Consider the following 25,776-nt stretch of genomic DNA (forward strand, 5'->3'; position numbering starts at 1 on the left):
GGTCACCTTGGAGGGTGAACTCTTATAATGGCACAATCAGCTAGCGTTTGAAAATACCAGACGCGTTGCGAAATTGACGCCGATCTGCAACACAACCACGGCGACAACAAGACTTGAGAATATCACCCACCTGCGTTTTGGAGTGAGCACTCGGACCTCCAACAGATGTGCACCTAAGGAAAAAGCGACGGAGTAGAGCAAGAAAAAGGCCGCCCCGCGCACGAACACATTGGAGATCAAATGGATATATCCGATGAGCCCGAGAGAAAGCAGAACTACAAATATGCCAATTTCAGCTCCGGCCTTAAAGTTAAACCTACCGACCATGAACGAACCCGCAGCAACGGGCAGTACGAGTGAAAGCATGAAGCCAATTGGGCTTCCTGATGCCTGTCGGACACCAATTAGCATTACGACAGCCTCAAACAAAGCAATAGCAGCAGCGACTCCAAGGCCAACCAGGGCAGGTAATTTCAAATTTTCCATACAGGAGAATTTTAACTTATCCTTGACCTAATTGCAAAAAGTTGCAAAACTCAAAAGGCAAGCTTCAATACTTTCACCTTGGAGGGGTGAGTTGAGAAGACTGAAAAAGGCAATCGTGGTGGGAGTTACCTCTGCCACGTTGCTATTTGGCGTTCCGGCTACGGCCGACGCCGAAACTGGGGGCTGTTACGGCTCCGACTGTACGGGCAAGAATCCACAAGGACTCTGCGACGGTGACGCCATCACAGTTGGCCGCCAAGCCATCACGTATGGAGACGATGAGGTAGGAACGCTTGAACTGCGTTACTCACCTTCGTGTGCAGCTAACTGGGGCCGCTACACGGCGCTCACAGAACTCAAGCGAACAACCCTGATCTTCGGTAAAGATTTCATCTACGGTCGCGTGACCGTCTGGAATCCTGGTGAAGAAAGCCAAGGGGTGTATCGCAAGAGCATCGGATCGGGAGACGACTCAAGTTGGTCTTACATGACCGACGGAACCAAAGTTGCTTGTACTGGAGTTGAACCCTTCTTCGAGGACCCAACTCCATATGGCTGGCTCATGAGCAGGCCAGATATCTCCGCTGGTTGGCAAGATGGGCCGTGCTATTAGCACTGTGACCTGAGCCACCAAACATTCACCCTGCCGCATCCAGCGGCAGGGTTTTTACTTTTCTACCTTGATCGAGCTACGAGCCGGCCTCCTCGCCCTCCCACGTAGCCAGTTCAGCATCCGACATATTCGGCATGTAGAACATAACTATCTAATATGGATCTATTGCGGCAATTAATATCTTTCTGCGGCATCCATAGAGAAGACATATGCCAAAAGTCATGATCAAAAAGGGAAATTCACGATCTCGACGTCTGAACGGCGGAAGTTCTGTAACTTGCCCCCACGGGGTATCTGGCGCGGCTTGAAGATCATTTTCACGCTGTGCCATGTTCGTGTACCGACAGGCCGTCCGCCTCACCGCGTGGCGGGATCGACAAGAGGATCAAGTGCAAGAGAGCTTCAGCCGAGCGGAGCTGGCGCAGATCTGCCAGAAATACCGCACTCATGTAGATGCGATGCAGCTGCTCGATGCGGCAGGGTTCCCCAGCGACCATGCTCCTTCGTCAGCTGCCTTCACCACTGCCGGTTCCTTTTGGAAGGACGTCAACAGGCAACTAAGCGCTGGTCGCATGGTCGACGGCAGGAACAAGATCTGGGCTCAGGTGCTGAGCGACTTCCCAGCCATCCAGCTCAACGCAACACCCCACCAGCACGAGGCCGCCGCCTCTTTTCAAGACATTCCGGTTTCATCTGGCGGCCAGGCCACAACACAGACTCGACGGCCGGACCCTCCCGGCTCGGCGTCATCCCAGGAACCTCCTGGGGGCTCAAAAATAGCAATTATTGTGGCTGCCATCGGTGCAGGCGCTGTCATCGTGGCTGCCCTTATTGCAGCCGCCCCCATCTTTATTAGGGAAGATGAGCCCGAGGACAAGAAATCGCCGAGTCCTTCCGCACCTGTCAGCGCGTCCGTATTAGTCACGCCTGATGGACCACCCTTGCCCCCCTCGTCCAGCCCGACAACCCGGCCGCAAATCTCCATCAACCCATCGTCGGGCCTTGGGGGAAGCACAGACATCAAGGTCCGGGCCACTGGATTCCTCCCCAACGAAGACGTGAAAATCGAGTTCGACAAGGGAACTGGCCTCACGAAGTTCGAAGGCCCTTACAACGGTGAACACGTCTACCGGGCCGACAAGAACGGTGTTGTCGCCGAAGAAATTCCTGTTCCTGGCGGCAGCGTGGGTGTTTGTTGCTCGGGAGGAAAGCTCATAGTCCGTGTAACAAGCGTGGAGCGCCACAGCCAGGCAAGTGATCAGACTCCGTACACTCTCACTTAGTCCCTCGGGTCTTGCAAGGGGATGAGCCGCCACCTACGGCCTCGTCCCCTGCAAAGCGCTCAGATAGCTTGACGAACCAGAAGCATAATTCATAATCAAAAGCGTTGAGCGTAGGCACTGCCCAATAACCTTGTTGCGCAGATGTGAGACCACATGGCTTTCCATGTCGGATAGATCTGGGGCTCTACCCCTCCGGGAGCTCCACGGCGACATGGTGCGCCTGATCTACGCCGCCCAGAGCCACGGGGATGACCGTGCCTCATCCGCGTCACGGTGAACGCCCAAGAACCACGCGACCTCGCCCCGCCGCCGGCGTGAGGATGGAACCGCACCACCAGGCCGACGCCGCGGTGGCCGCCTGTCGCGGCGTTCATCTCAGCGCGTCACAGCTCCGTCACCGCTTCACTTCAAGGGGCAGCCTCCTGACACGCTGGCCTCATGGCAGACGACAAGTTCCTTCAGGCTCTCGGAGAGATCACCGTCGAAGCATCGGCCGTCGAGTACTGCGTGGCCTACCTCGTCACAGTGGCGCGAGGCCATGACAAGTCGCAACTGTCGTCCACCCTGAAACGTGTGGGTGGGGCACGTCAGCAGCTCCTGAAGCTCTGCGATGAAACCCGAGCGGCTAGAGGTACGGACGACGGGCTTTACAAGGATCTCGTCAACCTGGAACAGCGGATGTCCAAAGCGCTCTGGGAGCGCAACCGGTTGGTTCACGCCGTCGAGGTGCTGCGGCTTGCCGACCATCTGTCGGAAGCAGAGCTAGCGCTATGGCACCCGAAGACCGACACCGACCTACGAGTCAGCGCGAGCGAGATGGATGAGCTCGTCCGTGAGCTGCGGGGCATCGCAGGAACAACACTCCGCATGACTCACCGCTTCAACGGACCCAAGCCGACTGGGCAGATGGACAAGAGCTGACCCCGGCTCCGAGTGTCGTTGAACCCGACCGTCTTACCGCAGCCGGCCACGAGGGCCAGGAGCCCGAGGACATCGACAGGCTCAGCAGCACGCAAGCCCAAACTCAGAATCAGGCATCAAGATAGAAAGTGGGGTGTAACCCCCAGATAGGAGGAAATATAGAAACTCACCCACAGAACCATCATCCCGATGAACCCGAGCTCCTGACAGTTAAGGAGGCGTCGGAGAAACTGCGGATCAGCAAGTGGACGCTCTACCAGTTGATCCGTTCCCGCCGACTGGCCACCATCCAGATCGGTAGGCGGCGACTTATCCCCGCCGCGGCCGTGCAGGCACTCGTGCAGCAACTTCAGCAGGAGTCCACAGCCTGATGGCTCGCCGTCACTCCAACGGCGAAGGCACGACCTACCAGCGCAAGGACGGGCGTTGGGAAGGTGCCGTCTACGTCCTGACCACCAGCGGTGTGCGCAAGCGGGTCCGCGTCTACGGCGCGACCCGCGCCGAGGCGCACAAGAAGCTCACCGAAGCCAAAGCGAAGAACGACCAGGGCATTCCGGCCGCAGACAAGTCATGGAAGCTCGGTGACTACCTGGACTACTGGTTGGCGGAGGTCGTTCAGCGAACCAAGCGCCCGAAGACCTACGAGCAGTACGAACTGATCTGTCGCCTGAACCTCAAGCCTGCGCTCGGCCACCACACCCTCGCCGGTCTCAGCGTCAAGGCCGTCCAAGCCTTCCTCAACGAGCAGGCCGCAGAAGGCCACTACTCGTCACGCCGCATCGAGATGATGCGGAACACCTTGAGTGCAGCCCTCCGCCGCGCTATGCGTGAGGAACTGATCTCTCGCAACGTCGCACGTCTAGTGGAACTCCCTCGTGCGGGGACGCAGGCCAGCGAGGTGATTCCGTGGACCATCGAAGAGGCACAACAGTTCCTTGCCACTGCACGACATCACCGACTACACGCAGCCTTCGTGCTCGCCCTGTTCTACGGCATGCGCCGGGGCGAGGTACTTGGGCTGCGCTGGCAAGACATCGACTTCGTGGAAGGCACCTTCGACGTGCGTCAGCAGCTCCAGGACGTCAAGGGCAAGATCGAGGTCGGGCCGCTCAAAACCAACGCCAGCCGCCGCGGACTCCCGCTCATCAAGGTTGCTGCCGACGCTCTCGTTGTTCTTCGCGACCTGACAGGCTCGCCGGCGTCCGCACACGACTTGGTGTTCACCTCAACGACCGGAACACCCTTGAACCCGCGCAACTTCGGCAGGACGTTCCGGCAGCTCTGCACCGAAGCGGAGGTACGGATCATCAAGCTTCATCATCAGCGCCACACGGCCGCGACCATCATGCTTCGCCTTGGCGTACCGCCCCGAGTGGTTCAGCTCATCCTCGGCCACTCCCACGTCTCCGTGACCCAACAGATTTACCAGCACGCTGACATGGACGTGAAGCGGGATGCGTTGGAGGCACTGCAAGACGTTCTGAGTCAACCAACTGATAGCGCGGAGAAGTCGACGGAAGGCGATGACGGCAACCGTAGCCGTCAAATTAGCCGTCAAAGCACGTTTGAGGCCGTCGTGAAGCAAACCCAAAAGACAACCAAAGAAAAAAGTCCACCACTGTTGTGGTCGACTTTTTTCCGTGGAGGGCCAGGTGGGGCTCGAACCCACGACACCCTGCTTAAGAGTTCCAATTATTGCTGCGTACACGAGCGTACAACAGAGGTGAAGAGGGTTATGGCGAGATGCACAAGGAGCTGGGTTCTTGGTGTCGTTGCCGTCGACTTAGCCGTCAAACAGCAAGCTCAAACCTCTAGCTCTCGATGTTCAGATCCTCGGCGTGCTGATAACGAAGCTGCGTAAGGATCAAGCTGCCGAGACCCAATACACCAAAAGCGTACCGTTTTGCGTCGGTACGCTTTTGAATGTTATGGCGATCGACATTGCCAAGCGCCTGCGCAAACCCCATACCGAGCCCGCGCCAACCTTCCCACTCTCCGGCTTCCTTACCGAGTCGGAACTGTCCGTCGTTAGCGAAGACCTTGGCGAATAGCCCTTTACCGACCAGCGTTTGTCCGTCCTTACCTTTCGGGTCGCCGCACCATTGACGTACGCGGTCTTCTACAAAGATCGCTGTTTGGCTTGCTACAGCCGACCAGTCTTCATTCTGTACGTGAGTCTGCACATGCGCCCAGAGGTCCGGATCAAATGCCGTCTCGTCCACCGCGTCGTCGCTGGTGCCAGCCTGCTGAAGTTCAAAGATAGCTGCATCAATAATTCCCGTAGCGCGATTTACTCCACCAAGGAAAGCCTTGTCCCATTGACTCTGTGGCGTGTCAGATGAGGCGACAGAAAGGGAATAGCGGTTCTTTGCAAACCCCTGAGTCAAGTGATGATCCGCACCAAGCGACCTAGTGAGGACTGATTGTACCCTTCCTTTCCAGGAGGAGAACTTGCTCGATTTCCTCAGATCCAATCCCTCCGTGTCAGCTTCCTGCTTGAGCTCTTGAAGGTTCTGAATGGCCTGACGCGTCTGCATAGCCGTAACTTATATCAGTTGACCGCCCAGGTTGCTAGCCCTCTAGTTCAAACCCAACTTGCGGGCGACCTTCTGTAGCATCGATTCATGCCGATCAACCTGTGAGGTGACGGCAGCTCGCTCAGTTTCATCTCGGTCAAGTCTGCTCACAATCGCATCCAAGGATGCGTAAGTTCGTCCGGCATCCGCCTTGGTATCGAGCTTTGCATCAAGGGCATCAATCTTGTCATCGAAATACTTAAAGAGCTTCGCGAACTGCTCACCAAACTGCTTGTCGATCTGTTCTAGTAGTTCTTCCTGCTGCTTACTCATTGCGCTCTATTATGAAGCCTCCTATATATTGGTCAATAGTATCGAGCAAGACTGAGGCAGACCTGAACGTCACGGCGCTACCAAGAATCCGGCAGCAAGCTCGTCGAACAGTCCGACACTGAAAACCTCCCGGCCTTCAGCCAGCCGGCCGAGCACCCGAGAAACCTCAGACTTCCGCCACTCGTCAGGCACGAGGAAGAGGACGTACGGGAACGGGTCGCGCAGGCCGCGCTTGAATGCCTCGATGTACGCGGCGCACTTGGCTGTAATGATTCGCGGCTTCTCGGAGCCAAGGTCCACCTCGATCGCGTAACTCGTCTTCTGGCGCTGCTGGACGAGTCCGAGTTCAACAGTCAGGTCTGGCCGAGCGTTGCCAATGGGTTGCTCCAGTTCAGCATGCAGAATCTTGATCCCTCCTGCCCGTTCCGCAGTCACGAGGTCCACGTACACATCTGCCACCCGCAACGCGTGGTGGTTAATCGAGCGGTACGGTCGGTAGCGACCCTCACGCCCGAGAAGCCACCAACCACGCGCGCCGAGTTGGTACACGTAAGCGCCAGCTCCACCCTGCGGGCCGGTTGCACGCCGACCGATCCGGTTCAACGCTTCCAGGCGAACCAGTCGAGCCAGCGTCCTATCCACCGGCGTCCCCGTCGTGTCTGGAAAAAGCAGCGTCGCTACATGCGAGGACGCTAGTTGGTAGAAGCGTCCAACGACCCTGACCACCTCCATATCCCTTGCGCTGAGTTCCATCAGAAGAACCTCCCTTCTGCGGGTAGCTGTGCCCGCGTTGAGTCGCCCGTTCACAGAGGTCAACGACCGTCCAGGCGTAGGGGTCACCACACGCTCGCCACACGGGGTACGCACACACCCTGAGTGTCGAGAGATGCCCGTGCTTCCCACCACCGCAGTGGTAGTGAGAAGCACGGGCTTTTGGTGACTACGCCTCAGCCGCCGTTGCCATTGACCTTGGTTCCAGGTCGACGGCCACGAGTGCCGCGAGCCTGACCAAGTAGTGCGGCCATGTTGTCTTTAGGTGCAAGCGCGTCGAAGTCGTCGCGGAGCATGTGGACGAGTTCGGAATCGTTGCTGCCGGGTTGCTTGACTTCGACTATGACAACTTCCTCGTTGTCCTTGAGTTCCTTGATCTCCTCCGGCGTCACGTCCAGCTGAACGGGCTTTTCAAGGCCCGGGTACCGGCGAACGGTGAGGGCTGCGAAATCGGACTCTGCACCTTCGGTGCCAGACAGATCGCTGACGCGCCGTGTCACGTATGCCATGCCGACAACTCCTTTCAGTATTCAAAGTGTCGAACAGGACTGATATAATTAAGCAATAAGAAGTTGAATTTTTGCTGTGAGCAACAAAACCACCCCACCAGAACCGAAAGAGCACAAGAAAGAAGCGCCAGCCGCTAAGGCCGACGCTTCTTCTGATGCCGAGATTCAGGCTTGGGTGGCGTCACAGCTCAAGGACGCACCTCCGCTTACGCCTAAGCAGCGGAAGCGTATTGAGCAAATTCTTGCCGATAGACCACCTGAAGCCTAGCCGGGTTAAATCGGTTCGCACCCTTGGTTGCCGAGTTCAAGATGATCGCCTCGAACTGTTCGGCGCAAATCTCGCGCCGTTGCTCCACTTCCAAGCTGGGCCACACTTCCACTAGGTTAGGTCGCTGCGTTCGTGCCGTCTTGCGCAAATAGGCCGCCCGCTCCCTGGTCAGCTTGGTAATCTCCATCTCCCGCTTACGAACTTCCGGCCAGATGTGTGCCCCCATGTCGGGGTTCTCTTTGAACTGAGCGAGCAAACCAGCCTTGGAGGCTTCTAGCGCTGCAAGCTCGTCTGTCTTGGGCCAGTTGGCAACCGGGACAGCCAACTGTTCTTGTTCAAGGCGAGCAAGAACTAGTTCGGTGATCAGTTTGTCGATTGCCCTTCCCGAACCCGTCACCTTGCGACAACCGTCACAGACATACTCGTGACTGTTCTTCGCCTTGGCGTTACCGCGCAACTTGGTACCGCAGTTGCCACAGCGGATGATGCCCGAGCACATGTATTTGAGTTTTCCGGTGTACTCACCGGCACCAGGGCGGTCCGGCCCCTTCAAGAGGTCGACGACTGCCCGCCAAATCTTCTCGTCCAGCAGAGCCTCGTACTGCGCCTTGATCGGGTTACCTTCTGCATCACGGGCGTAGCGCTCATGAAGCGGCTGATTCTCCGGACCGTGCACTCGCCAGCCGACCATGCGCGGCGATGTAATCATGTGGATGAAGGTTGAGCGCACCCAGAAGTTGCCTCGTGCCGTGCGAACGTCCTTCTTCTTCCACTGCTTCAGTACAGTGTTGACGTTGACACCATCCAGCAAGTCGCGGGCGGCGTCTTCAATGAGCTTCTTCTCTTCAGGGTCAGCTGTGCGCTTGTCCGCCTTCCAACCAAACGGGCGGGTGCCACCTACCGGAATACCCTCACGGGCCATGGCACGGTGAATGTTCTTGACTCGGCGGGAAGTTGCGGCCGACTGCTTACCCGCCATCGTCACCATGACGCGGGCCATATCTCGGCCGTTCTCACTCAGCAGGTCGAGCGTGCCCGTGATGTCGATGATCGGGCGATTGAAGAACTCCACCGTCTCGATGGCGTCTTCAAGATGCCGGTTGTCGCGCGTCAAGCGGTCGACGTCGTAGACGATGGCAGCGTCGACTTCTGTGCGCGGCAAGAAGCCGTTGAGCGGCGTGAAGAACTTGGTGCTGGTGGCGCCGCGCTTGAGGTCGCCCAACATCCCCTCGAAGACGGGGCGAATGACCCGGTACGCATACGAGCCGTCAGGCTGCGTGATGCGCTTCTTCTTCCAAGCTGAGGTGTGGGGCTCGTCGTACGTCCCGATGTACGTGCCACCCCGTGACTCGACGTACTCGCGACACAACCGCTCTTGTTCTTCACGGTTGTTGATGTCTGCGCCGGAGAGGGGGACTTCCGACCGCTCACGGTCGGGGTTGATCTCGAAGGACAACCGAACCAGCCCGGCGAACTTGAGGCCGGTGAAATCGCCACGATGGGCGAGCTGGATGATATTCGGTTGTGACTGCATAGGGTGATCTCCTGTTACTTATTGTAACATTGATCACCTCTTTTGCGAATGTTCTGCGACCAGCAGGTTCCGATGGAATGGGCGTTCAAAGGGCCCGCGACGATCGCGCAACGCCTCGACTCGACCGACCTCGACGCGCACGAGATCGCGGCCCACGACCCCGAGGCTTTCGCAGCCCTCCTCTCCGACAAACCGGCCGTCCACCGCTACCCCGGCTCCATGGCCAAGCGCATCCAGCAGCTCTGCCAGTACCTCGTCGAGCACTACGACGGCGACGCCGAGGCGGTCTGGCGGGACGCGGAGACCGGCCAGGAGCTCCTGAAGCGGCTCACCGACCTGCCCGGCTTCGGCAAACAGAAGGCCCAGATCTTCCTGGCCCTGCTCGGCAAGCAGCTCGGCGTACAGCCCAAGGGCTGGCGCGAGGCCGCGGGCGCCTACGGCGAACCGAAGTCCTTCCGTTCCGTCGCCGACATCACCGGCCCCGAGTCCCTGACCAAGGTCCGGGCGCACAAGCAGGAGATGAAGGCGGCGGCGAAGGCCGCGAAGGCCTCCGGCAAGTAGCGGCCGTCCGGGCGGCGACGGGTACGCCGAGCGGGCGGTTCTCCCCGCCGATGGGATGAACGACGTACTCCGCACGGGGAGATCACCCCCGTGAACACCGCCGCACCGCACGCCCTCGGCCCCGCCCGTAGGTACGCCTGGCTGCGGGCGTTCGTCCTGCTGCTCGCCCTGTCCGTGCCGGGCGCGCACGCGCAGGCGGTACCCGCCCCCCTGACGGCGGCCGAGAGCGGCTCGGCGGTCTTCGAGTACGACGTCCTGGACACCGTGCTGCGACCGGTGACACGGGGCACCGGCCGCCCCGTCGCACCACTGCGGCCCGCCCCCTTCCCGGCCGCGGCTCCCACCACCCCGCCCGCCCGGTCCCTGCCCCCGCACACCCCGCGTTCCCTCCACGCCCTGCGCTCGGTGGTCCTGCGCTGCTGACAGACCCGGCTCCCCCGGTCCATCAGTACGACGCAAGGGACAAGGAACCCGACATGGCCATCGACCCCTACGCGGTCCTGCGCGCCCTGCTGCGCGCCGAGGCCGCACGCAACGCGCCGAAACCGCAGGTCAAGGAAGCAACACCGCAGCAGCCCCAGAAGGAGCCGGGCCGCTGACCCGTCGGCGGGGGCGGAGCTTCTCGCGGAGCTACCGCCTCCGTCGTGCCGTCCCGAAGAGGGAGCGGGTGATCTCCCGCCCGATCTGCGTGCCCACGGAACGGGCGAGGGACTTGAACATGCCGCTGCCCACCACCTGTTCGACGACGGAGGGGTCCTCCTTGGGCTTCACGACCTTGGCAGGCTTCGTGGGCTGCGCGGGCTTCATCTCGTCCGGACCCTTGGCTCCACCCGCTCCGCCCGCTCCGCCGGAGGTCCGCGCCGCCGTCAGCCTCTCGTACGCCGATTCCCGGTCCACAGCCTGTGCATAACGCCCGTGCAGCGGGGACTCCGTGACCGCCCGGTCGAGGGTGGCCGCGTCGACCGGACCCATCAGCGACTCGGGGGCGCGCAACCGCGTCGCGGCGACCGGTGTCGGGGCGCCCTTCTCGCTCAGAACGGTCACCACGGCCTCCCCCGTCCCGAGGCCGGTGAGCAGTTCCTCCAGGTCGTAGGCGGAGTCCGGGAAGGTCCTCACCGTGGCCTTGAGCGCCTTCTGGTCGTCCGGCGTGAAGGCGCGCAGCGCGTGCTGGACGCGGTTGCCGAGCTGGGCGAGGACATCGGCGGGCACGTCTTTCGGCGTCTGCGTCACGAAGAAGACGCCGACCCCCTTCGAACGAATGAGCCGCACGGTCTGTGTGATCGCGTCCAGGAAGGCCTTCGACGCGTCGTTGAAGAGCAGATGCGCCTCGTCGAAGAAGAAGACCAGCTTGGGCTTGTCAACGTCACCGACCTCCGGGAGATCGTGGAAGAGGTCGGCCAGCAGCCACATCAGGAACGTCGAGAACAGCTGCGGTCTGTCCTGTACGGCGGGCAGTTCGAGGACCGAGACCAGGCCCCGCCCGTCCGCCGCCGTACGCAGCAGCTCGGCCGTGTCGAACTCCGGTTCGCCGAAGAAGTCCGCCATGCCCTGCGCCTCGAAGGCGGTGAGGGAACGGAGGATCACCCCGGCCGTGGCCGTCGACAACCCGCCGATGTTCTTCAGCTCGGCCCTGCCCTCGTCGGAGGTGAGGAAGGCGACGACGGCCCTCAGGTCCTTGAGGTCGACCAGCTCCAGCCCTTTCTGGTCGGCGTAGTGGAAGATCAGGCCGAGCGACTGCTCCTGGGTCTGGTTGAGCCGGAGCACCTTGGACAGCAGCACCGGGCCGAAGCTGGTGATCGTGGCGCGGACGGGGATGCCGTGGCCTATCCCGCCGAGGGCGTAGAACTCGGCGGGGAATCCGGTCGCCGTCCACCGCTGGTGCACCTCGGCGGCGCGCGAGGCGACCCTGTCGTTCGTCACCCCCGGCGCCGAGATGCCGGAGACGTCCCCCTTCACATCGGCCAGGAAAACGGGCACACCCTGTGCACTGAGCTGTTCGGCGATCACCTGGAGCGTCTTGGTCTTGCCGGTGCCGGTGGCGCCCGCGACCAGACCGTGCCGGTTGAGCATGGGGAGCGGGATGCGGATCTGGGCGTCCGGGAGACAGGTTCCGTCCCACAGCAGGGCGCCCAGATCGAGCGCCGGGCCGGTGAAGGCGTATCCGGCGGCGATCTCCAGGGCACGCTGGGGGAGCGCGGGGGCGCCCCCCGGCGCGCGGGGTGGTGAGCCGGGCGCGTTTGCCGGTGGCATGGGCTCCGCGGCGGCCTTCGCAGTGGCCGATGGCACGGTCTCGCTGTCGCTCATGTCGGGCCCCTCTTCCGGTTTGCCCCGGTTTACGGCATCTTTTCCAGCGTCGCACTCCGTCGCCATGGCTGCGCCCGGAACGTCAGGACCGGTAGGCTTTCCGTGTGATCTTCAAGCGCATCGGAAACGGCCGGCCGTATCCCGACCACGGCCGGGAAAGCACCCGGCAGTGGGCGGATGTCGCGCCGCGCCCGGTCCGCCTCGATCAGCTCGTGACGACCAAGGGCCAGCTCGACCTGGAAACCCTGCTCGCCGAGGACTCCACGTTCTACGGCGACCTCTTCGCGCATGTCGTGAAGTGGCAGGGCGACCTGTATCTGGAGGACGGTCTGCACCGCGCGGTCCGGGCGGCCCTCCAGCAACGCCAGGTGCTGCACGCCCGTGTCCTGGAACTGGACTGACGTCCTTCCCGGCCTCGTTCGCGGCTCTCTTTACCTTCCTTATTGGCCCTTTCGGGTAGTACCCCGGCCAGGTCAATGATCATTTAGTAGGCATCGCCCTCCAGGCGCACTACGCTGCGCCCATGAGCATGCTGACTCCCCCCGGAATGGGCGGCCAGTACCGCATCACGGGCGACAAGTACCCGCGGATGCGCCGACCCCGGGGGCGCCGCAGGTTCGTACTCGGACTCGTGGCCTCCGTCGCCGCCCTCGGCCTGATCGGCTGGGGCACCTTGCAGCTCATCGACGTCTTCACCGGCGGCGGCAGCAAGGCCACGGCGGCCGGACCCAAGGCGGACTGCGCGACCAGGGCCACCCCCTCGCCCACGGCGACGACGGCCTCCAGAGCGCTGCCCGAGCCCGGCCGGATCACCGTCAACGTCCTGAACGCCACGCCCCGCAGCGGACTCGCCAAGAAGACCGCGGACGAGCTGAAGAAGCGCGGCTTCCGCATCGGCGACGTCGGCAACGCGAGCAAGACCTACGACAAGAAGGTCCCCGGCGCCGGCATGGTGCTCGGCGCGAAGTCGGCCGCCGACGCCGCCCTGCCCGTCCTCGGCACCCAGCTCGCCGGCGCGCCCCTGAAGACCGACACGCGCACGTCGGCCACCGAGGTCGACCTGATCATCGGCACCGCGTTCACGGCCCTGAGCAGCAAAAAGGACGCCGACCAGGCCCTGGTCGCGCTGACCAGGCCCGCACCGACGCCCTCCAGCAGCCCGAAGGGCTGCTGAGCCTCGTACGCCCACCCCCTACTGGGGTGTGCTACTCGGCCGCGCCGTACAGCCGGTCGCCCGCGTCTCCGAGGCCGGGGACGATGTAGCCGTGCTCGTTCAGGCGCTCGTCGATCGAGGCCGTCACGACCGTCACCGGGGCGCCCGCCAGCTCGCGTTCCATGATCTCGACGCCCTCCGGGGCGGCCAGCAGGACCACGGCCGTCACGTCGTCGGCGCCGCGCTTGATCAGCTCCCGGATCGCCGCGACCAGGGTGCCGCCGGTGGCGAGCATCGGGTCGAGGACGTACACCTGGCGCCCGGAGAGGTCCTCGGGCATGCGGGTGGCGTACGTGGACGCCTGCAGCGTCTCCTCGTCGCGCACCATGCCCATGAAGCCCACCTCGGCGGTCGGCAGCAGCCGGACCATGCCGTCCAGCATGCCGAGGCCGGCCCGCAGGATCGGCACCACCAGCGGGCGCGGGTAGGACAGCTTGACACCGGTGGTCGAGGCGACCGGCGTCGTGATGTCGACCTGTTCGGTGCGCACGTCTCGCGTGGCCTCGTAGGCGAGCAGGGTGACCAGCTCGTCGGCGAGGCGGCGGAAGGTCGCGGAATCCGTGCGCTGGTCGCGCAGGGTGGTGAGCTTGTGGGCGACCAGAGGGTGGTCGACGACGTGGAGACGCATGTCCCTAACAGTAGCCGTGCTCCCGTACAGCGGCTCTGCCTCCCCATCACCCTCCCGCTGGCATCAAACCGCCCGACGGAGGGAAAGTGGGAGGGATCGGACTGGGGGTGTTCCCATGCCTGACCACGAACCCGACCGTGCACCCGACCGCGCCCGCGACGGTCGGTCGGAGACCGAGGCCGAGCGGCGTCGGCGACGGGCCCTGTTCCTGCGCGAGCTGACCGAGGCGCGCGAGTTGCGCGACCGTGTCCAGCCACGCCGCGCCAAGGCGGCCAGGCTGCGCCACGCCATGCGTATGCGTACGTTCCGCTGGTAGTGCGCGCGTTGATGGGGTGGCCGTGCCGGGGCGGGCAGGGAAGGCGGTTACGATCCGCTCGTGCGATCAAAAGAGCCGGACACAGGGAGCCGAAGACGTCCCCTGAACGCTCCGTTTCTGCCACGATTCCGAGTGGGCGGGGCTCGGCGCACAGCATTCCCCGCCCATGACCTCCGCCGGGAGGACCTCCAACCGGCACACCTATGACCAGTGGGAGAGTCACGGTGTACTTCGCCGCACTGCTCGCGCGCACCGAAGACGGGTGGGAAGCGAGCGACACAGAGATCGACGATGTGGAAACGCTGTCGGACCTGGCCGAACTGGCCCGTGAATCCTCACCCGAGGACGACACGGTGCTGGTGCTGATCGAGCAGGAGGACGCCTGGTTCGGCGTCGTCCGCATCGACGGCGAGGACGACCCCCGTATCTACGTCTCGGACGCCGCCGCCGCCGCTCGTAGCTCCTACGGCGAGATCCTGCTCACGGCCGAGCTGCTCGGCCGCGATCCGGACGCCGACGAGCCCGATCTGGACGCCCTGGACCTTGACGGTACCGAGGACGGTGAGACGGACAGCGATCCGGACGCCGACGACGAACCCGACGACACCTCCGCCGAGGCGGTACCGCACGGTCCCGTCGGGGACACCCAGATCCTCGACGACCTCGGCGTCGGCGAGAAGGAACTGCGCGCTCTCGACGCCGACGAGGCGCTGGGCGCGATCGCCGAGGCCCTGGGAGCGTCGGAGGTCCTGGAGACAGTGCGCTGAGCGAAGAGGGTCTGACCAGCGAGGAACCGCTCGACCCGGTACGTGATCCCTGGCGGGCCGCGATGCGGCTCGCCCTGGACGAGGCCGGGCGGGCGGTCCTCGGCGGTGACGTTCCCGTCGGTGCCGTCGTCCTGGCCGCGGACGGTACGACCGTACTCGCGACCGGGCACAACGAGCGCGAGGCGACGGGCGATCCGACCGCGCACGCGGAGGTCCTCGCGATCCGGCGAGCGGCGGCCGACCTGGGGGAGTGGCGGCTGTCCGGCTGCACGCTCGTCGTGACGCTGGAGCCCTGCACGATGTGCGCGGGCGCCCTCGTGCAGTCCCGGGTCGACCGGGTCGTCTACGGCGCCCGCGACGAGAAGGCGGGCGCGGCCGGCTCCCTCTGGGACGTCGTCCGCGACCGCCGGCTCAACCACCGGCCGGAGGTGATCGCCGGCGTCCTCGCGGACGACTGCGCCCGCCTCCTGACCGACTTCTTCCGGCACGACCGCCGCGACCGCTGACCTCGCATACTGATTTCTGACCTCGCCGCACCTTGATGTAAGGTCTCTCTCGGTAGCGTGTCCGAGCGGCCGAAGGAGCTCGCCTCGAAAGCGAGTGTGGCGCAAGTCACCGAGGGTTCAAATCCCTCCGCTACCGCTGGAGAAGGGCCTCGCCGGACGGCGGGGCCTTTCGTGCGACATCAGTCGGGTCTGGTCCGGTGGGGTCTGAGGGGAGGCCGCGATGGCGGTGAATTCGAAGAAGGTCGCCATCTATGCGGTCGTGGTCTTCGTGCTGTACGTGATCATCACGGACCCTAGAGGGGCGGCCGACTACGTCGGGATAGCGTTCGAAGGTGTCTCGGACGCGGCCAGCGCGATAGGCGACTTCATGACGTGGGTCGCCGACGGCGCCAAGTAGCAGCCAGGGAGTACATGTGATCCGCCATCTGGTCCTCTTCAAGCTCAACGAGGGCGTCAAGCGCGACGATCCGAGTGTGGTGGCCGGCGTCGAGGCGTTCCGTGCGCTGCCCGGCCAGATCGGCGAGGTCCGCTTCTGGGAGTGCGCCTGGAACATCACCGACCGCCCCATCGCCTACGACTTCGCGATCAACTCGGCGGTCGAGGACACGGACGCGCTTTCGCGGTACCTGGAACACCCGGCGCATCAGGCGGCGGTCGCGCCGTGGCGCGAGTTCGCCACGTGGGTGATCGCCGACTACGAATTCTGAGCCCTGGGGCCGCCATTCGGCCGCACGGTCAACCCCGCATCGGATCGGTGCGGGGCTTTTTCGCGTCTTGCGCCCCAACTTCTCCCTCAACACGGTGTTATGGGGTGCTTGCACACAGTGCACATGTCTTGTGATGCTATGACCGCTTTTGACGGATGAGTTGACTGCTACAGACCGAGTGAAGACCGATGAAGAGGTGGCGTTGACCGTGTCGGCCAGTACTGCGCCACCCCAGGAAGCCGCACCCCAGCACATCTCACCTGTCGTCCCCCAGGACCACGTCACGCCCCACGTCACGCCCCACGTCACGCCCCACGTCACGCCTGTCGTCCCCCAGGAAGCCGCTCCCCAGGAGCCCGCTCCCCCACGGAGCCGCGGCGCGGACACCCGGGCGCTCACTCAGGTCCTCTTCGGCCAGCTCAAGGAGCTGGACCCGGGTACGCCGGAGCACAACCGCGTACGCGGGGCGCTCATCGAGGCCAACCTCCCGCTCGTGCGCTACGCGGCCGCCCGTTTCCGCTCCCGCAACGAGCCGATGGAGGACGTCGTCCAGGTCGGCACCATCGGCCTGATCAACGCCATCGACCGGTTCGACCCGGACCGGGGCGTGCAGTTCCCGACCTTCGCGATGCCGACCGTCGTCGGCGAGATCAAGCGGTACTTCCGGGACAACGTCCGCACGGTCCACGTACCGCGCCGGCTGCACGAGCTGTGGGTGCAGGTCAGCGGTGCGACCGAGGACCTGACGACAGCGTTCGGGCGTACCCCGACGACCGCCGAGATCGCCGAGCGGCTGCGCATCTCCGAGGACGACGTGCTGTCGTGCATCGAGGCCGGCCGTTCGTACCACGCGACCTCGCTGGAGGCGGCCCAGGAGGGCGACGGCCTGCCGGGCCTGGTCGACCGCCTCGGCTACGAGGACCCGGCGCTGGACGGCGTGGAGCACCGCGACCTGGTCCGCCATCTCCTGGTCCAACTCCCCGAACGCGAACAGCGGATCCTGCTCCTGCGCTACTACAGCAACCTCACCCAGTCGCAGATCAGCGCGGAACTGGGCGTGTCCCAGATGCACGTGTCCCGGCTACTGGCGCGTAGCTTCGCGCGGCTGCGCTCGGCGAACCGCATCGAGGCGTAGCCGGTCACCCGACCGGACACAGGATCGAGTCGTCACCTGCGAGAGCGAATCGCTCAGCAAGGTCTTTCCCGGTGGTTCTTGGCTGAAAAACCGTCAGACCCCCTCTTTCCAGGGCCGATTCGGTACCTCCATGTCGACATGTCACTACAGCGTGTTGCCGACATGTGACATTCTGCGGGAAGAGCGTTTGCCGGGGCTTCGGCTCCGGTATTCAGGTGAAGGCTGCGTTCCTCAGACGGGAGCGTCCGCCGCGACCGTCCGCGACCCAAAGGGGGTGGCATGTCCGTAGACCAGGGCAGCTCGAAGGTGCTCACGCTCATGAAGAGCGAGCCGGCGCCCGCCGAGCTTCACGACGTCCCGGCCCTCGTAGTGGAGGTCGAGGCAGAGGCAGCCCCGGCCGTCCAGGCCCTCCCGGCCGCTCCGGCCACGGGGGCCATCGACACCCGCACCCTGTCCCGTTCCCTGTTCCTGCGGCTCGCCGCCCTCGACGAGAACAGCCCCGAGCGTGCGTACGTCCGGGACACCCTCATCGAGCTCAACCTCCCTCTCGTCCGGTACGCGGCGGCCCGCTTCCGCTCCCGCAACGAGCCGATGGAGGACATCGTCCAGGTCGGCACCATCGGCCTGATCAAGGCGATCGACCGCTTCGACTGCGAACGCGGCGTCGAGTTCCCGACGTTCGCGATGCCGACGGTCGTCGGCGAGATCAAGCGCTTCTTCCGCGACACGTCGTGGTCGGTGCGCGTACCTCGCCGCCTCCAGGAGCTGCGCCTGGCCCTCACCAAGGCCAGCGACGAGCTCGCCCAGAAGCTGGACCGCTCGCCGACGGTGCCCGAACTCGCCGTGGTCCTGGGCGTGTCCGAGGAGGACGTCGTCGACGGCCTCGCGGTCGGCAACGCGTACACGGCCTCCTCCCTGGACTCCCCGGCCCCCGAGGACGACGGCGGCGAGGGCTCCCTGGCCGACCGCCTCGGCTACGAGGACACCGCGCTGGAGGGCGTGGAGTACCGCGAGTCGCTGAAGCCGCTGCTGGCCAAACTCCCGCCGCGCGAGCGCCGAATCATCATGCTGCGCTTCTTCGCCAACATGACCCAGTCGCAGATCGGCGAGGAGGTCGGCATCTCCCAGATGCACGTGTCCCGCCTCCTGACCCGGACCCTGTCCACGCTCCGCGAGGGCCTGATCTCCGACTGAGGGAACTGAGCGAGTCGAAGGCCGCCGGCCCCAGGGCCGGGCTCGATCCCCGTCCGAGGGTTCACTTCTGACGGGGTATCAGCGACGATGTCGCGATGCCGCTTCGACCGACGCGCCTGTCCGACCACCGGGGCACCCCCGCCCTGGCCATCTGCGCCGCCCTGGCAGGGGTGTTGGTGGCCTGCGGAGGCGGTGGCGGACACGACGAGGGCTACGTCGCGGTCGAGCGACCGGCGGTCGGCGGTACGGCGGTCGCTCCCACCGGGGACGTGACGTTCGTACCGCTGGACGAGCCGAAACCAAGGGTCACGTCCAACTCGCCTCCCGCACAGGCAAGTCGGCCGCCCACCACCACACCGGCGCCGGTCCGCACACCGGGCAGTCGGGCGCCTTCTTCCGTTTCTTCCGTGGAGGGCACCAACTCCGGCGGTGCGGACACCAGTACAGGCCCAGGCCCAGGTATGGGTGCGGGTGCGGGCCCGAGTACAGGCGTGGGCGCGAGTCCTAGTTCGCCGCCTCCCACAAAGGTTCCCTCGGCAGGTCCCGCGCGCCTGATCACGGGCGACCCCGAACGCGAACCCACGGACGAACGCTGGTGCGAGCAGGTGACGCTCGCCTTCCACAACGCCGGTGGCTCACCGGTGCGTTCGGGGACGGTGACCTTCGGTACGCACATCATCGACGCGCTGGGGATCGACTGGGCGACGATCGAGTCCAGCGTGCCGCTTCCGGTGCCGATCGGGCCGGGTGCGAGAGCGAAAGAGACCTGGACGGTGTGCGTCGAGGCGTGGCGCGTGCCGTGGGGGATGCGGGTGGAGACACGGGACGTCGAGGTCGAGTGGGCGTGACGGCGACGGTGCCCGTCACCCGATCCGGAGTTCGTAGCGCAGGCGTTGGCGGTGGGCGGGCATGGTCATCAGGTCGGCCTGAAGGGGGCCGTCGCCGGCGTCGAGGGTGAGCCGGGTCAGCCGCAGGACGGGTTGGTCCGGGCCGAGCCGGAGCGCCCGCTGTTCCGCCGCGTTGGGCAGCCCGGCGGTCACGTCCTCACGTACCCGTACGCCCACGTGCCCGAGCCGCGCGAGCAGGGTGACGGCCCCACCGGGAATCTTGGCCGCACCGGCGAGTGCGGTGCCCGAGGCGATCCGGGCGGGTAGTAGGTGTCCGTCAACTCGCAGGGCTCACCGTCGAGTTCGACGACCCGGCGCCGCACGATCACCGTCTCGCCCGCGGCGACGCCGAGCAGCCCGGCGACCTTCCCGGACGCCGGCTCCTCCCCCGCGTGGACGATGCGCTGTGTCCCCCGGCGCCCTGAGCGGTCCTGGTGAGGTCGAGTGCGCGGCGGAGCCGCGCATCTCAGGGGCGCGGGGCTGTATCGATCTGCGGCTCCGCCGAGGGGCGCGACCAGCCCCCACCGGCCCGCGGCGTACGAACTGCATATCCCGCGGAGCGCTTGGCGCGGCGGCCTCCTCGCTCCAGGCGTCACGCTGCCCGTTCGCTCGCGGCGCCAGATAGGGCATGGAGGTGCTGACCCAGTCGCTGCCGGGGGACATCGGTGCGCGCCTGTCCTACTTCAGGGCCAGCCAGGCCACCGCCGCGACGATCAGTACGGCGGCGACCACGCCGACGATCAGGCCGATGCGGGGGCCGGCCGGGGCGGCAGCCGGCCGGCTGCCCTGGGGGGTCTCGTCGACGAACGCTCGGAACATCTGGGTGCTGCCCGCGGGGTCGTGGTTGCCCTCGGGGTTCTGGGTGTTGGCCATGGTGCGAGACCCTAGCGAACCCGGCGGTGCGCACCCAAGTGGGGGGCGTCTCGCCCTGCCCCCACCTGGGCGTTTACGTTCGCCAACGGTTGCCTTTGCCAAGTTTTTAGCCCGTTCCCTCCCCATTTCATTTGCCTGTAGCAACCATTCTTTTCTATGGTTGCCCCAAGCAACAAATACTGCGGGATTCCTCATGACTCAGGGGGTGTGATGGCCGAGCAGGCGCAGTACGAGGAGTTGGTGCGTCAGTTCAGTGCCTTCGGGGCCGTGAAGCGGGAGATGGGGCGGATTCTGCCGCCCGAGTGTTCCGGCGGCTCCGCCACCGTGCTGACGTTGCTCGGGCGGTACGGGGACATGCGGATGAGCCGGCTCGCGGAGCTGCTCGCCGTCGACATGTCCGTGACCAGCCGTCATGTCGCACACGTCGCCGGACGCGGCTGGATCGAACGGCTGCCCGACCCCACCGACAAGCGCTCCCGCATTCTGCGGCTCACCCCGGCCGGGCACGACCAGATCGGCGAGCTGTCGCGGCGGACCACCGAGCTGCTCACCCACCGGCTCGCCGACTGGAGCGACGAGGAGGTCGGCCAGCTCGCCCGGCTCATGGGACGGCTCCGGGACAGCTTCGACGCCCAACGAACGACGCAGCACACGACACACCACACGACGCAGCACACGTAAGAAAACGCGGAAACAGACAAGGAAGCTCATGGCAACGACCACACCGGCCGGTGTGCGGGCGGCGCACGCCAAGCACGGGGGAGGCTCCCAGGTCTCCCGAGGCTCCGCCGACGGCGCGCCGATGTCGCACCGGCAGATCATGGAAGCGCTCACCGGGCTGCTGCTCGGCATGTTCGTCGCGATCCTGTCGTCGACGATCGTCTCCAACGCCCTGCCCGACATCATCAAGGACCTCGGCGGCGGCCAGAACGCCTACACCTGGGTCGTGACCGCGTCGCTGCTCGCGATGACCGCGTCCACCCCGCTGTGGGGCAAGCTCGCCGACCTCATCTCCAAGAAGCTGCTGATCCAGGTCGCGCTCGTCATCTTCGTCCTGGGGTCGGCCGCCGCCGGGCTCTCCCAGAACGCCGCCATGCTCATCGGCTTCCGCGCCGTGCAGGGCGTCGGCATGGGCGGTCTGTCCGCCCTCGCCCAGATCATTCTCGCGGCGATGATCTCCCCGCGTGAGCGCGGACGTTACAACGGCTACCTCGGCGCCACGTTCGCGACCGCGATGGTCGGCGGCCCGCTGATCGGCGGTGTCATCACCGACACCAGCTGGCTGGGCTGGCGCTGGTGCTTCTACGTCGGCGTACCCTTCGCCGTCATCGCGCTCATCGTGCTCCAGCGGACGCTGCACCTGCCCGTCGTCAAGCGTCAGGTCAAGGTCGACTGGGCCGGCGCCTTCTTCATCTCCGCGGCCGTCAGCCTGCTGCTGGTCTGGGTGACGTTCGCCGGCGACAAGTACGACTGGCTGTCCTGGCAGACCGGCGCCATGCTCGGCGGTACGGCCCTGCTGCTCGGTCTCTTCGTCCTCGTCGAGGCGAAGGCGAGCGAGCCGATCATCCCGCTGCGGCTCTTCCGCAACCGCACGATCACCCTCGCCTCCCTGGCCTCGCTCTTCGTCGGCGTCGCGATGTTCGCGGGCACCATCTTCTTCAGCCAGTACTTCCAGCTGGCCCGCGACAAGTCGCCGACCATGTCCGGCGTCATGACGATCCCGATGATCGGCGGCCTGTTCGTCGCCTCCACCGTCTCCGGCCAGGTCATCACCCGTACGGGACGCTGGAAGGCCTGGCTCCTCGCGGGTGGCGTGCTGGTGACGGCCGGACTGGGCCTGCTGGGCACCCTGCGCTACGACACCCCGTACTGGCACGTCGCCGTCTACATGGCGCTGCTCGGCCTCGGCGTCGGCATGATGATGCAGAACCTGGTGCTGTGCACCCAGAACCAGGTCGACCCCTCCGACCTGGGCGTCGCCAGCTCGGTCGTCACCTTCTTCCGCTCCCTCGGCGGCGCGATCGGCGTCTCCGCGCTGGGCGCGGTACTGAGCCACCGGATCACCGACCACCTCAAGGACGGTCTGGCGACCATCGACCCGAAGTACGCGTCGGGGCTCTCCGGTTCCACCTCCAACACCATCCCCGACCTCGACGCGATGCCCGCGCCGCTGCGCACGGTCATCGAGGGCGCGTACGGACACGGCATCGGCGACGTCTTCCTCTACGCCGCCCCGGCCGCCCTGCTCGCCCTCGTCTTCTCCCTCTTCATCAAGGAGGTCCCGTTGCGGACCAAGGGCGCGCTCGCGCAGGCCGCGGAGGAGGCGGGTGCCGCTCCTTCGACTCCGGTCGCGAAGACAGAGGCGGAGACGGGTACGGCTGTTCAGTCCGCCGCCGTCGCCACGGTGACTGTGGAGGAGCCGGCCGGCGGTGGCGGGATTCCGGTACGCGGTCACGTGCGCGGGGCCGAGAGCGCGCCCGTTCCGCAGGCCGCCGTCACGCTGATCTCCCTCGCCGGGCGGCAGTTGGGCCGCGCGGTCGCACAGGGCGACGGCAGCTACGCGCTGGACGCGCCGGGCACGGGCTCGTACGTCCTGATCGCCTCGGCGGACGGGTTCCAGCCGCAGGCCTCGACCGTCGTCGTGAACGGTGAGCCGGTCTCGTACGACGTCCTGCTCAGTGGCACCAGCGGGCTGGGCGGGTTCGTGCGGGGCGCCGGGAGCGGGCTGCCCGTCAAGGACGCGATGGTGATCGTCACCGATGTGCGCGGGGATGTGCTGGCCACCGGGACCACCGGTGAGCAGGGCGAGTTCACGTTCGCCGAGCTGGTGCCGGGTGCGGTGACCGTCGCCGTGAACGCCGCCGGGTACCGGCCGCGGGCGCTGCCTGTCGAGGTCGGGGGCACGGGCGTGACCCGTGTCGAGGTGGAACTGGCGTCCGGAGCGCATGTCCAGGGTGTCGTACGGGCGCCGCACGGGCCGCTCGGGGACGCGCGGGTCACGCTCGTCGACGCGGCGGGCAACGTGGTCGGCACGTCGACGACCGGTGCGGACGGGGCGTACGCCTTCACTGATCTGGACAACGGCGAGTACACGGTCATCGCGACCGGCTACCCGCCGGTGGCCACCGCCCTGACCGTCACCGGCCGCGGCGCCGACGGCCACGACATCGAACTCGCCCACCCGGGCGGGGAGTAGCGGACCATGGCAGGCACGGCAGGCACAACAGGGCTGAGCGCGCGGGTTCTCACCCGGGACGGGTGGGCCCTGTCCCACGCCGTCGTCACCGTGACCGACCTCACCGGGCAGCAGGTGGTGCGCGCCGGGGCCGACGCGGACGGGGTCGTGCGCGACACGGCTCCGCTCGCGCCGGGGGCGTACACCGTGATCGTGACGGCCGTCGGATACGCGCCCACCGCGTCCAGTGCCATTGTCACCGCGAGCGGGCGGGCCGAGGTCGGGACCGTCGCCCTCGCCCGGCTGGGCGGCGGCGCCGAACTGCCGCCGTCCGGGCCGTGGACCGTCGACCCGGCCCACTCGTCCGTCGGCGCGGTCGCCCGGCATCTGGGTATCTCCAGCGTGCGCGGGCGGTTCACCGAGTTCACTGCGGTCATCGAGATCGCGCCGGACGAGGTCGCCAAGTCCCGTGTGGAGGCGGTCATTTCGGCCGCCTCGATCGACACGGGGAACGCGATGCGGGACGGTCATCTGCGGTCCGCCGACTTTCTGGACGTGGAATCCCACCCCGAGATCACGTACCGCTCGACCGGTCTCACCCCGGCCGCCGGCACCGACCGCTGGACCGTCCACGGCGAGCTGAGCATGCGCGGTGTCGTCCGGCCGGTCGACCTCGACCTCGCCTACCTCGGCACCGGCGCCGACCCGTGGGGCGGTACGCGGGCCGCGTTCCGGGCGAGCGCGGAGCTGCGGCGCGAGGACTTCGCCATGAACGACAACCAGGTGGTGCAGGCAGGGATCGCGGCCATCGGTACGACCCTGCGGGTCGAGATCGAGGTGCAGGCGGTGTGGGGGGAGGCGCTGCCGCAGCCGTAGGAACGGCACTGCTCCAACTACGCTGCCTGTATGGCACCGAACATCGCTACGAACACCTCCGTGTCCCTGGCCGAGCTGCTCGACTTCGTACGGCCCCGGCACCGCGCCATCCTCCTCACCCGGCGTGCGGACGGGTCCCCGCAGGCCTCGCCGCTCACCTGCGGGGTCGACGACTCGGGGCGGGTCGTCGTGTCGACGTACCCTGAGCGCGCGAAGACGCGCAACGCCAAGCGGGACGAGCGCGTCAGCCTCCTGGTGCTGAGCGACGACTGGAACGGGCCGTGGGTTCAGATCGACGGAACGGCCGAGGTCGTCGACTCCCCCGAGTCGGTCGAGCCGCTCGTGGAGTACTACCGGAACATCGCCGGTGAGCACCCGGACTGGGACGAGTACCGGGAAGCCATGCTGAAGCAGGGCAAGTCGATCATCCGGGTCACGCCGGAGCGGTGGGGGCCGGTGGCGACGGGTGGGTTCCCGGCGCGGCTTGCGACCGAGGAGGCGTAAGAGGTACGAGAAGTACTCGGCGTACGCGAACTACATCGCGTACGCGGGACTCTCAGGCCTTCTCCACCATCGCCTCGATGCCCGCCACCAGCAGCTCCAGCGCGAAGTCGAAGTCCCGCTCGCGCATCTCCTCCACCGTGCCGCCGCCCCGCGCCGCCATCAGGTCCACCGACTCCTGGATGACCTCGGCGGTCTCCGGGGCGGCGCCGACGGCGCTCATGGCGTGGCGGAAGTAGGCGTCCTGGCTCATGCCGGCGTCCGCGCAGCGGGCGATGAAGTGGCCCTCGATCGTGCCGAACCCGTACACGAACTGGAAGACTGCGGCGATCGCACCCGTCAGGCCTCGCGCGGGCAGGCCGGTACGGCGCAGGACGCGTTGGACGGCACGGGAGAACGCCAGGGAGTGCGGGCCGATGTTGAGGTAGGTCCCGGCGAGCGGCGACACCCAGGGGTGGCGGACCAGCAGGGCGCGGTACTCGCCGGCCAGCACGCGCAGCTGGTCGCGCCAGTCCTCGCCCTCGGCGTCCGGGTCGGGGAGGCGCAGCTCGCCGTAGGTCTCGTCGAGGGCGAGTTCGAGCAGGTCGTCCTTGGTGTCGACGTACCAGTACACGGACATCGCCGTCACGTTCAGCTCGGCGGCCAGCCGGCGCATCGAGAACCTGGCCAGCCCCTCCGCGTCCAGCTGCCCCACGGTCACCTCGGTGATCCGCCCCCGATCGAGCCCGGAGGGCTGCCCACCACGGCCCCCACCACCCCGCCGCACGGCTTTCCCGTCCAACCACACACTGGTCCGCGTGGGCCCCTCGGCTGCCCTCACCATGGCCGTACTTACCTTTCGTCAGCCTTCCAACACGGGCCATGCTAGGCGCCCCCTTCAGGGGCGCGGGGAACTGCGC

At 65.7% G+C, this 25,776-nt stretch carries 31 protein-coding genes, 1 tRNA gene and 2 pseudogenes; 23 read left to right on the top strand and 11 right to left on the bottom strand.

Features of this window, described 5'->3' with window-relative positions; genetic code table 11:
* Nucleotides 1-36: 36 nt before the first annotated feature.
* Complete coding sequence (locus ACH4TV_RS15005) at nt 37-486, bottom strand: hypothetical protein (RefSeq protein ID WP_398398015.1); 450 nt, start codon at nt 484-486, stop codon at nt 37-39.
* Nucleotides 487-517: 31 nt separating this feature from the next.
* Here ACH4TV_RS15005 and ACH4TV_RS15010 point away from each other — a divergent pair, with 31 nt between their 5' ends.
* The 5 genes from ACH4TV_RS15010 (at nt 518) to ACH4TV_RS15030 (ending at nt 5,164) form a co-directional block, all read left to right on the top strand.
* Nucleotides 518-1,099, top strand: coding sequence for a DUF2690 domain-containing protein (locus ACH4TV_RS15010; protein WP_398398017.1), 582 nt, complete (start codon nt 518-520; stop codon nt 1,097-1,099).
* A 389-nt stretch (nt 1,100-1,488) separates the two neighbouring features.
* Nucleotides 1,489-2,382: a hypothetical protein gene (locus ACH4TV_RS15015; RefSeq protein WP_398398019.1), complete on the top strand. Its 894-nt coding sequence runs from the start codon at nt 1,489-1,491 to the stop codon at nt 2,380-2,382.
* Nucleotides 2,383-2,820: 438 nt separating this feature from the next.
* Nucleotides 2,821-3,303 (top strand): hypothetical protein, encoded by a 483-nt coding sequence (locus ACH4TV_RS15020; protein WP_398398020.1) that lies wholly within the window; start codon nt 2,821-2,823, stop codon nt 3,301-3,303.
* A 128-nt stretch (nt 3,304-3,431) separates the two neighbouring features.
* On the top strand, nt 3,432-3,674 hold the full coding sequence (locus tag ACH4TV_RS15025) for a helix-turn-helix domain-containing protein (RefSeq protein ID WP_398398022.1): 243 nt from the start codon (nt 3,432-3,434) through the stop codon (nt 3,672-3,674).
* Nucleotides 3,674-5,164: a tyrosine-type recombinase/integrase gene (locus tag ACH4TV_RS15030; RefSeq protein WP_398398024.1), complete on the top strand. Its 1,491-nt coding sequence runs from the start codon at nt 3,674-3,676 to the stop codon at nt 5,162-5,164. Before ACH4TV_RS15025 ends, ACH4TV_RS15030 begins: the two co-directional genes overlap by 1 nt.
* Here the strand turns inward: ACH4TV_RS15030 and ACH4TV_RS15035 are convergent.
* The 5 genes from ACH4TV_RS15035 to ACH4TV_RS15055 all read right to left on the bottom strand — a co-directional run bounded on the left by ACH4TV_RS15035 (nt 5,115) and on the right by ACH4TV_RS15055 (nt 9,234).
* The gene (locus tag ACH4TV_RS15035) at nt 5,115-5,840 is read right to left on the bottom strand and encodes a TIGR02391 family protein (RefSeq protein ID WP_398398026.1); all 726 of its coding nucleotides are present in this window, start codon (nt 5,838-5,840) and stop codon (nt 5,115-5,117) included. The genes ACH4TV_RS15030 and ACH4TV_RS15035 overlap by 50 nt on opposite strands.
* Before the next feature lie 42 nt (nt 5,841-5,882).
* Nucleotides 5,883-6,152 carry a hypothetical protein gene (locus tag ACH4TV_RS15040; protein ID WP_398398028.1) on the bottom strand — a complete coding sequence of 90 codons (270 nt, stop codon included), beginning with the start codon at nt 6,150-6,152 and terminating at the stop codon, nt 5,883-5,885.
* A 69-nt stretch (nt 6,153-6,221) separates the two neighbouring features.
* Entirely contained in the window at nt 6,222-6,905 is a 684-nt protein-coding gene (locus tag ACH4TV_RS15045; protein ID WP_398398031.1) for a replication-relaxation family protein, read from the bottom strand.
* Nucleotides 6,906-7,099: 194 nt separating this feature from the next.
* Nucleotides 7,100-7,432: a hypothetical protein gene (locus ACH4TV_RS15050; RefSeq protein ID WP_369029002.1), complete on the bottom strand. Its 333-nt coding sequence runs from the start codon at nt 7,430-7,432 to the stop codon at nt 7,100-7,102.
* Nucleotides 7,433-7,644: 212 nt separating this feature from the next.
* Nucleotides 7,645-9,234 (bottom strand): recombinase family protein, encoded by a 1,590-nt coding sequence (locus ACH4TV_RS15055; protein ID WP_398398033.1) that lies wholly within the window; start codon nt 9,232-9,234, stop codon nt 7,645-7,647.
* Nucleotides 9,235-9,273: 39 nt separating this feature from the next.
* Between ACH4TV_RS15055 and ACH4TV_RS15060 the strand changes: the two are divergent.
* From ACH4TV_RS15060 to ACH4TV_RS15070, 3 genes and pseudogenes are all read left to right on the top strand, one after another.
* A pseudogene (locus ACH4TV_RS15060) lies at nt 9,274-9,795 on the top strand (HhH-GPD-type base excision DNA repair protein); the annotation flags it as partial.
* Nucleotides 9,796-9,885: 90 nt separating this feature from the next.
* Nucleotides 9,886-10,218 (top strand): hypothetical protein, encoded by a 333-nt coding sequence (locus tag ACH4TV_RS15065; RefSeq protein WP_398398035.1) that lies wholly within the window; start codon nt 9,886-9,888, stop codon nt 10,216-10,218.
* Nucleotides 10,219-10,271: 53 nt separating this feature from the next.
* The gene (locus ACH4TV_RS15070) at nt 10,272-10,394 is read left to right on the top strand and encodes a hypothetical protein (protein WP_398398037.1); all 123 of its coding nucleotides are present in this window, start codon (nt 10,272-10,274) and stop codon (nt 10,392-10,394) included.
* 31 nt (nt 10,395-10,425) lie between these two features.
* Here the strand turns inward: ACH4TV_RS15070 and ACH4TV_RS15075 are convergent, their stop codons facing one another.
* Nucleotides 10,426-12,099, bottom strand: a complete 1,674-nt coding sequence (locus ACH4TV_RS15075; RefSeq protein ID WP_398398039.1) for a helicase HerA-like domain-containing protein — start codon at nt 12,097-12,099, stop codon at nt 10,426-10,428.
* 104 nt (nt 12,100-12,203) lie between these two features.
* Between ACH4TV_RS15075 and ACH4TV_RS15080 the strand changes: the two genes are divergently transcribed.
* Both ACH4TV_RS15080 and ACH4TV_RS15085 read left to right on the top strand, forming a co-directional pair.
* Nucleotides 12,204-12,500, top strand: coding sequence for a type II toxin-antitoxin system VapB family antitoxin (locus tag ACH4TV_RS15080; protein ID WP_003999914.1), 297 nt, complete (start codon nt 12,204-12,206; stop codon nt 12,498-12,500).
* A gap of 122 nt (nt 12,501-12,622) precedes the next feature.
* Nucleotides 12,623-13,273: a LytR C-terminal domain-containing protein gene (locus ACH4TV_RS15085; RefSeq protein WP_398398041.1), complete on the top strand. Its 651-nt coding sequence runs from the start codon at nt 12,623-12,625 to the stop codon at nt 13,271-13,273.
* Between the two features lie 31 nt (nt 13,274-13,304).
* On the opposite strand, the gene upp is transcribed toward ACH4TV_RS15085, so the two are convergent.
* Nucleotides 13,305-13,940 (bottom strand): uracil phosphoribosyltransferase, encoded by a 636-nt coding sequence (upp, locus tag ACH4TV_RS15090; RefSeq protein WP_398398042.1) that lies wholly within the window; start codon nt 13,938-13,940, stop codon nt 13,305-13,307.
* Nucleotides 13,941-14,055: 115 nt separating this feature from the next.
* Between upp and ACH4TV_RS15095 the strand changes: the two genes are divergently transcribed.
* The 9 genes from ACH4TV_RS15095 to ACH4TV_RS15135 all read left to right on the top strand — a co-directional run bounded on the left by ACH4TV_RS15095 (nt 14,056) and on the right by ACH4TV_RS15135 (nt 19,413).
* Nucleotides 14,056-14,256, top strand: coding sequence for a hypothetical protein (locus ACH4TV_RS15095; protein ID WP_398398044.1), 201 nt, complete (start codon nt 14,056-14,058; stop codon nt 14,254-14,256).
* 224 nt (nt 14,257-14,480) lie between these two features.
* A complete protein-coding gene (locus ACH4TV_RS15100; protein WP_398398815.1) occupies nt 14,481-15,023 on the top strand; it encodes a hypothetical protein in 543 nt (180 codons plus the stop codon).
* A 62-nt stretch (nt 15,024-15,085) separates the two neighbouring features.
* Nucleotides 15,086-15,529, top strand: coding sequence for a tRNA adenosine(34) deaminase TadA (gene tadA / locus ACH4TV_RS15105; protein WP_398398046.1), 444 nt, complete (start codon nt 15,086-15,088; stop codon nt 15,527-15,529).
* Between the two features lie 51 nt (nt 15,530-15,580).
* Nucleotides 15,581-15,665 (top strand) — tRNA-Ser (locus tag ACH4TV_RS15110).
* Between the two features lie 84 nt (nt 15,666-15,749).
* Complete coding sequence (locus ACH4TV_RS15115; protein WP_398398048.1) at nt 15,750-15,926, top strand: hypothetical protein; 177 nt, start codon at nt 15,750-15,752, stop codon at nt 15,924-15,926.
* A 16-nt stretch (nt 15,927-15,942) separates the two neighbouring features.
* Nucleotides 15,943-16,236 (top strand): Dabb family protein, encoded by a 294-nt coding sequence (locus ACH4TV_RS15120; protein ID WP_398398050.1) that lies wholly within the window; start codon nt 15,943-15,945, stop codon nt 16,234-16,236.
* A gap of 208 nt (nt 16,237-16,444) precedes the next feature.
* The gene (locus ACH4TV_RS15125; protein ID WP_398398051.1) at nt 16,445-17,371 is read left to right on the top strand and encodes a SigB/SigF/SigG family RNA polymerase sigma factor; all 927 of its coding nucleotides are present in this window, start codon (nt 16,445-16,447) and stop codon (nt 17,369-17,371) included.
* Nucleotides 17,372-17,650: 279 nt separating this feature from the next.
* On the top strand, nt 17,651-18,565 hold the full coding sequence (locus ACH4TV_RS15130; protein ID WP_398398053.1) for an RNA polymerase sigma factor SigF: 915 nt from the start codon (nt 17,651-17,653) through the stop codon (nt 18,563-18,565).
* 95 nt (nt 18,566-18,660) lie between these two features.
* Complete coding sequence (locus ACH4TV_RS15135) at nt 18,661-19,413, top strand: hypothetical protein (RefSeq protein WP_398398055.1); 753 nt, start codon at nt 18,661-18,663, stop codon at nt 19,411-19,413.
* A gap of 15 nt (nt 19,414-19,428) precedes the next feature.
* On the opposite strand, the pseudogene ACH4TV_RS15140 reads toward ACH4TV_RS15135, so the two are convergent.
* A pseudogene (locus ACH4TV_RS15140) lies at nt 19,429-19,874 on the bottom strand (GntR family transcriptional regulator); the annotation flags it as partial.
* A gap of 256 nt (nt 19,875-20,130) precedes the next feature.
* Complete coding sequence (locus tag ACH4TV_RS15145; protein ID WP_398398056.1) at nt 20,131-20,325, bottom strand: hypothetical protein; 195 nt, start codon at nt 20,323-20,325, stop codon at nt 20,131-20,133.
* Nucleotides 20,326-20,535: 210 nt separating this feature from the next.
* Here ACH4TV_RS15145 and ACH4TV_RS15150 point away from each other — a divergent pair, with 210 nt between their 5' ends.
* From ACH4TV_RS15150 to ACH4TV_RS15165, 4 genes are read left to right on the top strand one after another with little or no spacing between them, the layout of a single operon-like run.
* Complete coding sequence (locus ACH4TV_RS15150; protein ID WP_398398058.1) at nt 20,536-21,006, top strand: MarR family winged helix-turn-helix transcriptional regulator; 471 nt, start codon at nt 20,536-20,538, stop codon at nt 21,004-21,006.
* Between the two features lie 28 nt (nt 21,007-21,034).
* Entirely contained in the window at nt 21,035-23,521 is a 2,487-nt protein-coding gene (locus ACH4TV_RS15155) for an MFS transporter (RefSeq protein WP_398398060.1), read from the top strand.
* A gap of 6 nt (nt 23,522-23,527) precedes the next feature.
* Complete coding sequence (locus ACH4TV_RS15160; protein WP_398398061.1) at nt 23,528-24,376, top strand: YceI family protein; 849 nt, start codon at nt 23,528-23,530, stop codon at nt 24,374-24,376.
* Between the two features lie 30 nt (nt 24,377-24,406).
* Nucleotides 24,407-24,880, top strand: a complete 474-nt coding sequence (locus tag ACH4TV_RS15165) for a PPOX class F420-dependent oxidoreductase (RefSeq protein ID WP_398398063.1) — start codon at nt 24,407-24,409, stop codon at nt 24,878-24,880.
* Nucleotides 24,881-24,932: 52 nt separating this feature from the next.
* Here the strand turns inward: ACH4TV_RS15165 and ACH4TV_RS15170 are convergent, their stop codons facing one another.
* Nucleotides 24,933-25,700: a TetR/AcrR family transcriptional regulator gene (locus ACH4TV_RS15170; protein WP_398398065.1), complete on the bottom strand. Its 768-nt coding sequence runs from the start codon at nt 25,698-25,700 to the stop codon at nt 24,933-24,935.
* Nucleotides 25,701-25,776: the final 76 nt, after the last annotated feature.

This window comes from Streptomyces sp. NPDC020898, assembly GCF_044333925.1.
Taxonomy (GTDB): domain Bacteria; phylum Actinomycetota; class Actinomycetes; order Streptomycetales; family Streptomycetaceae; genus Streptomyces.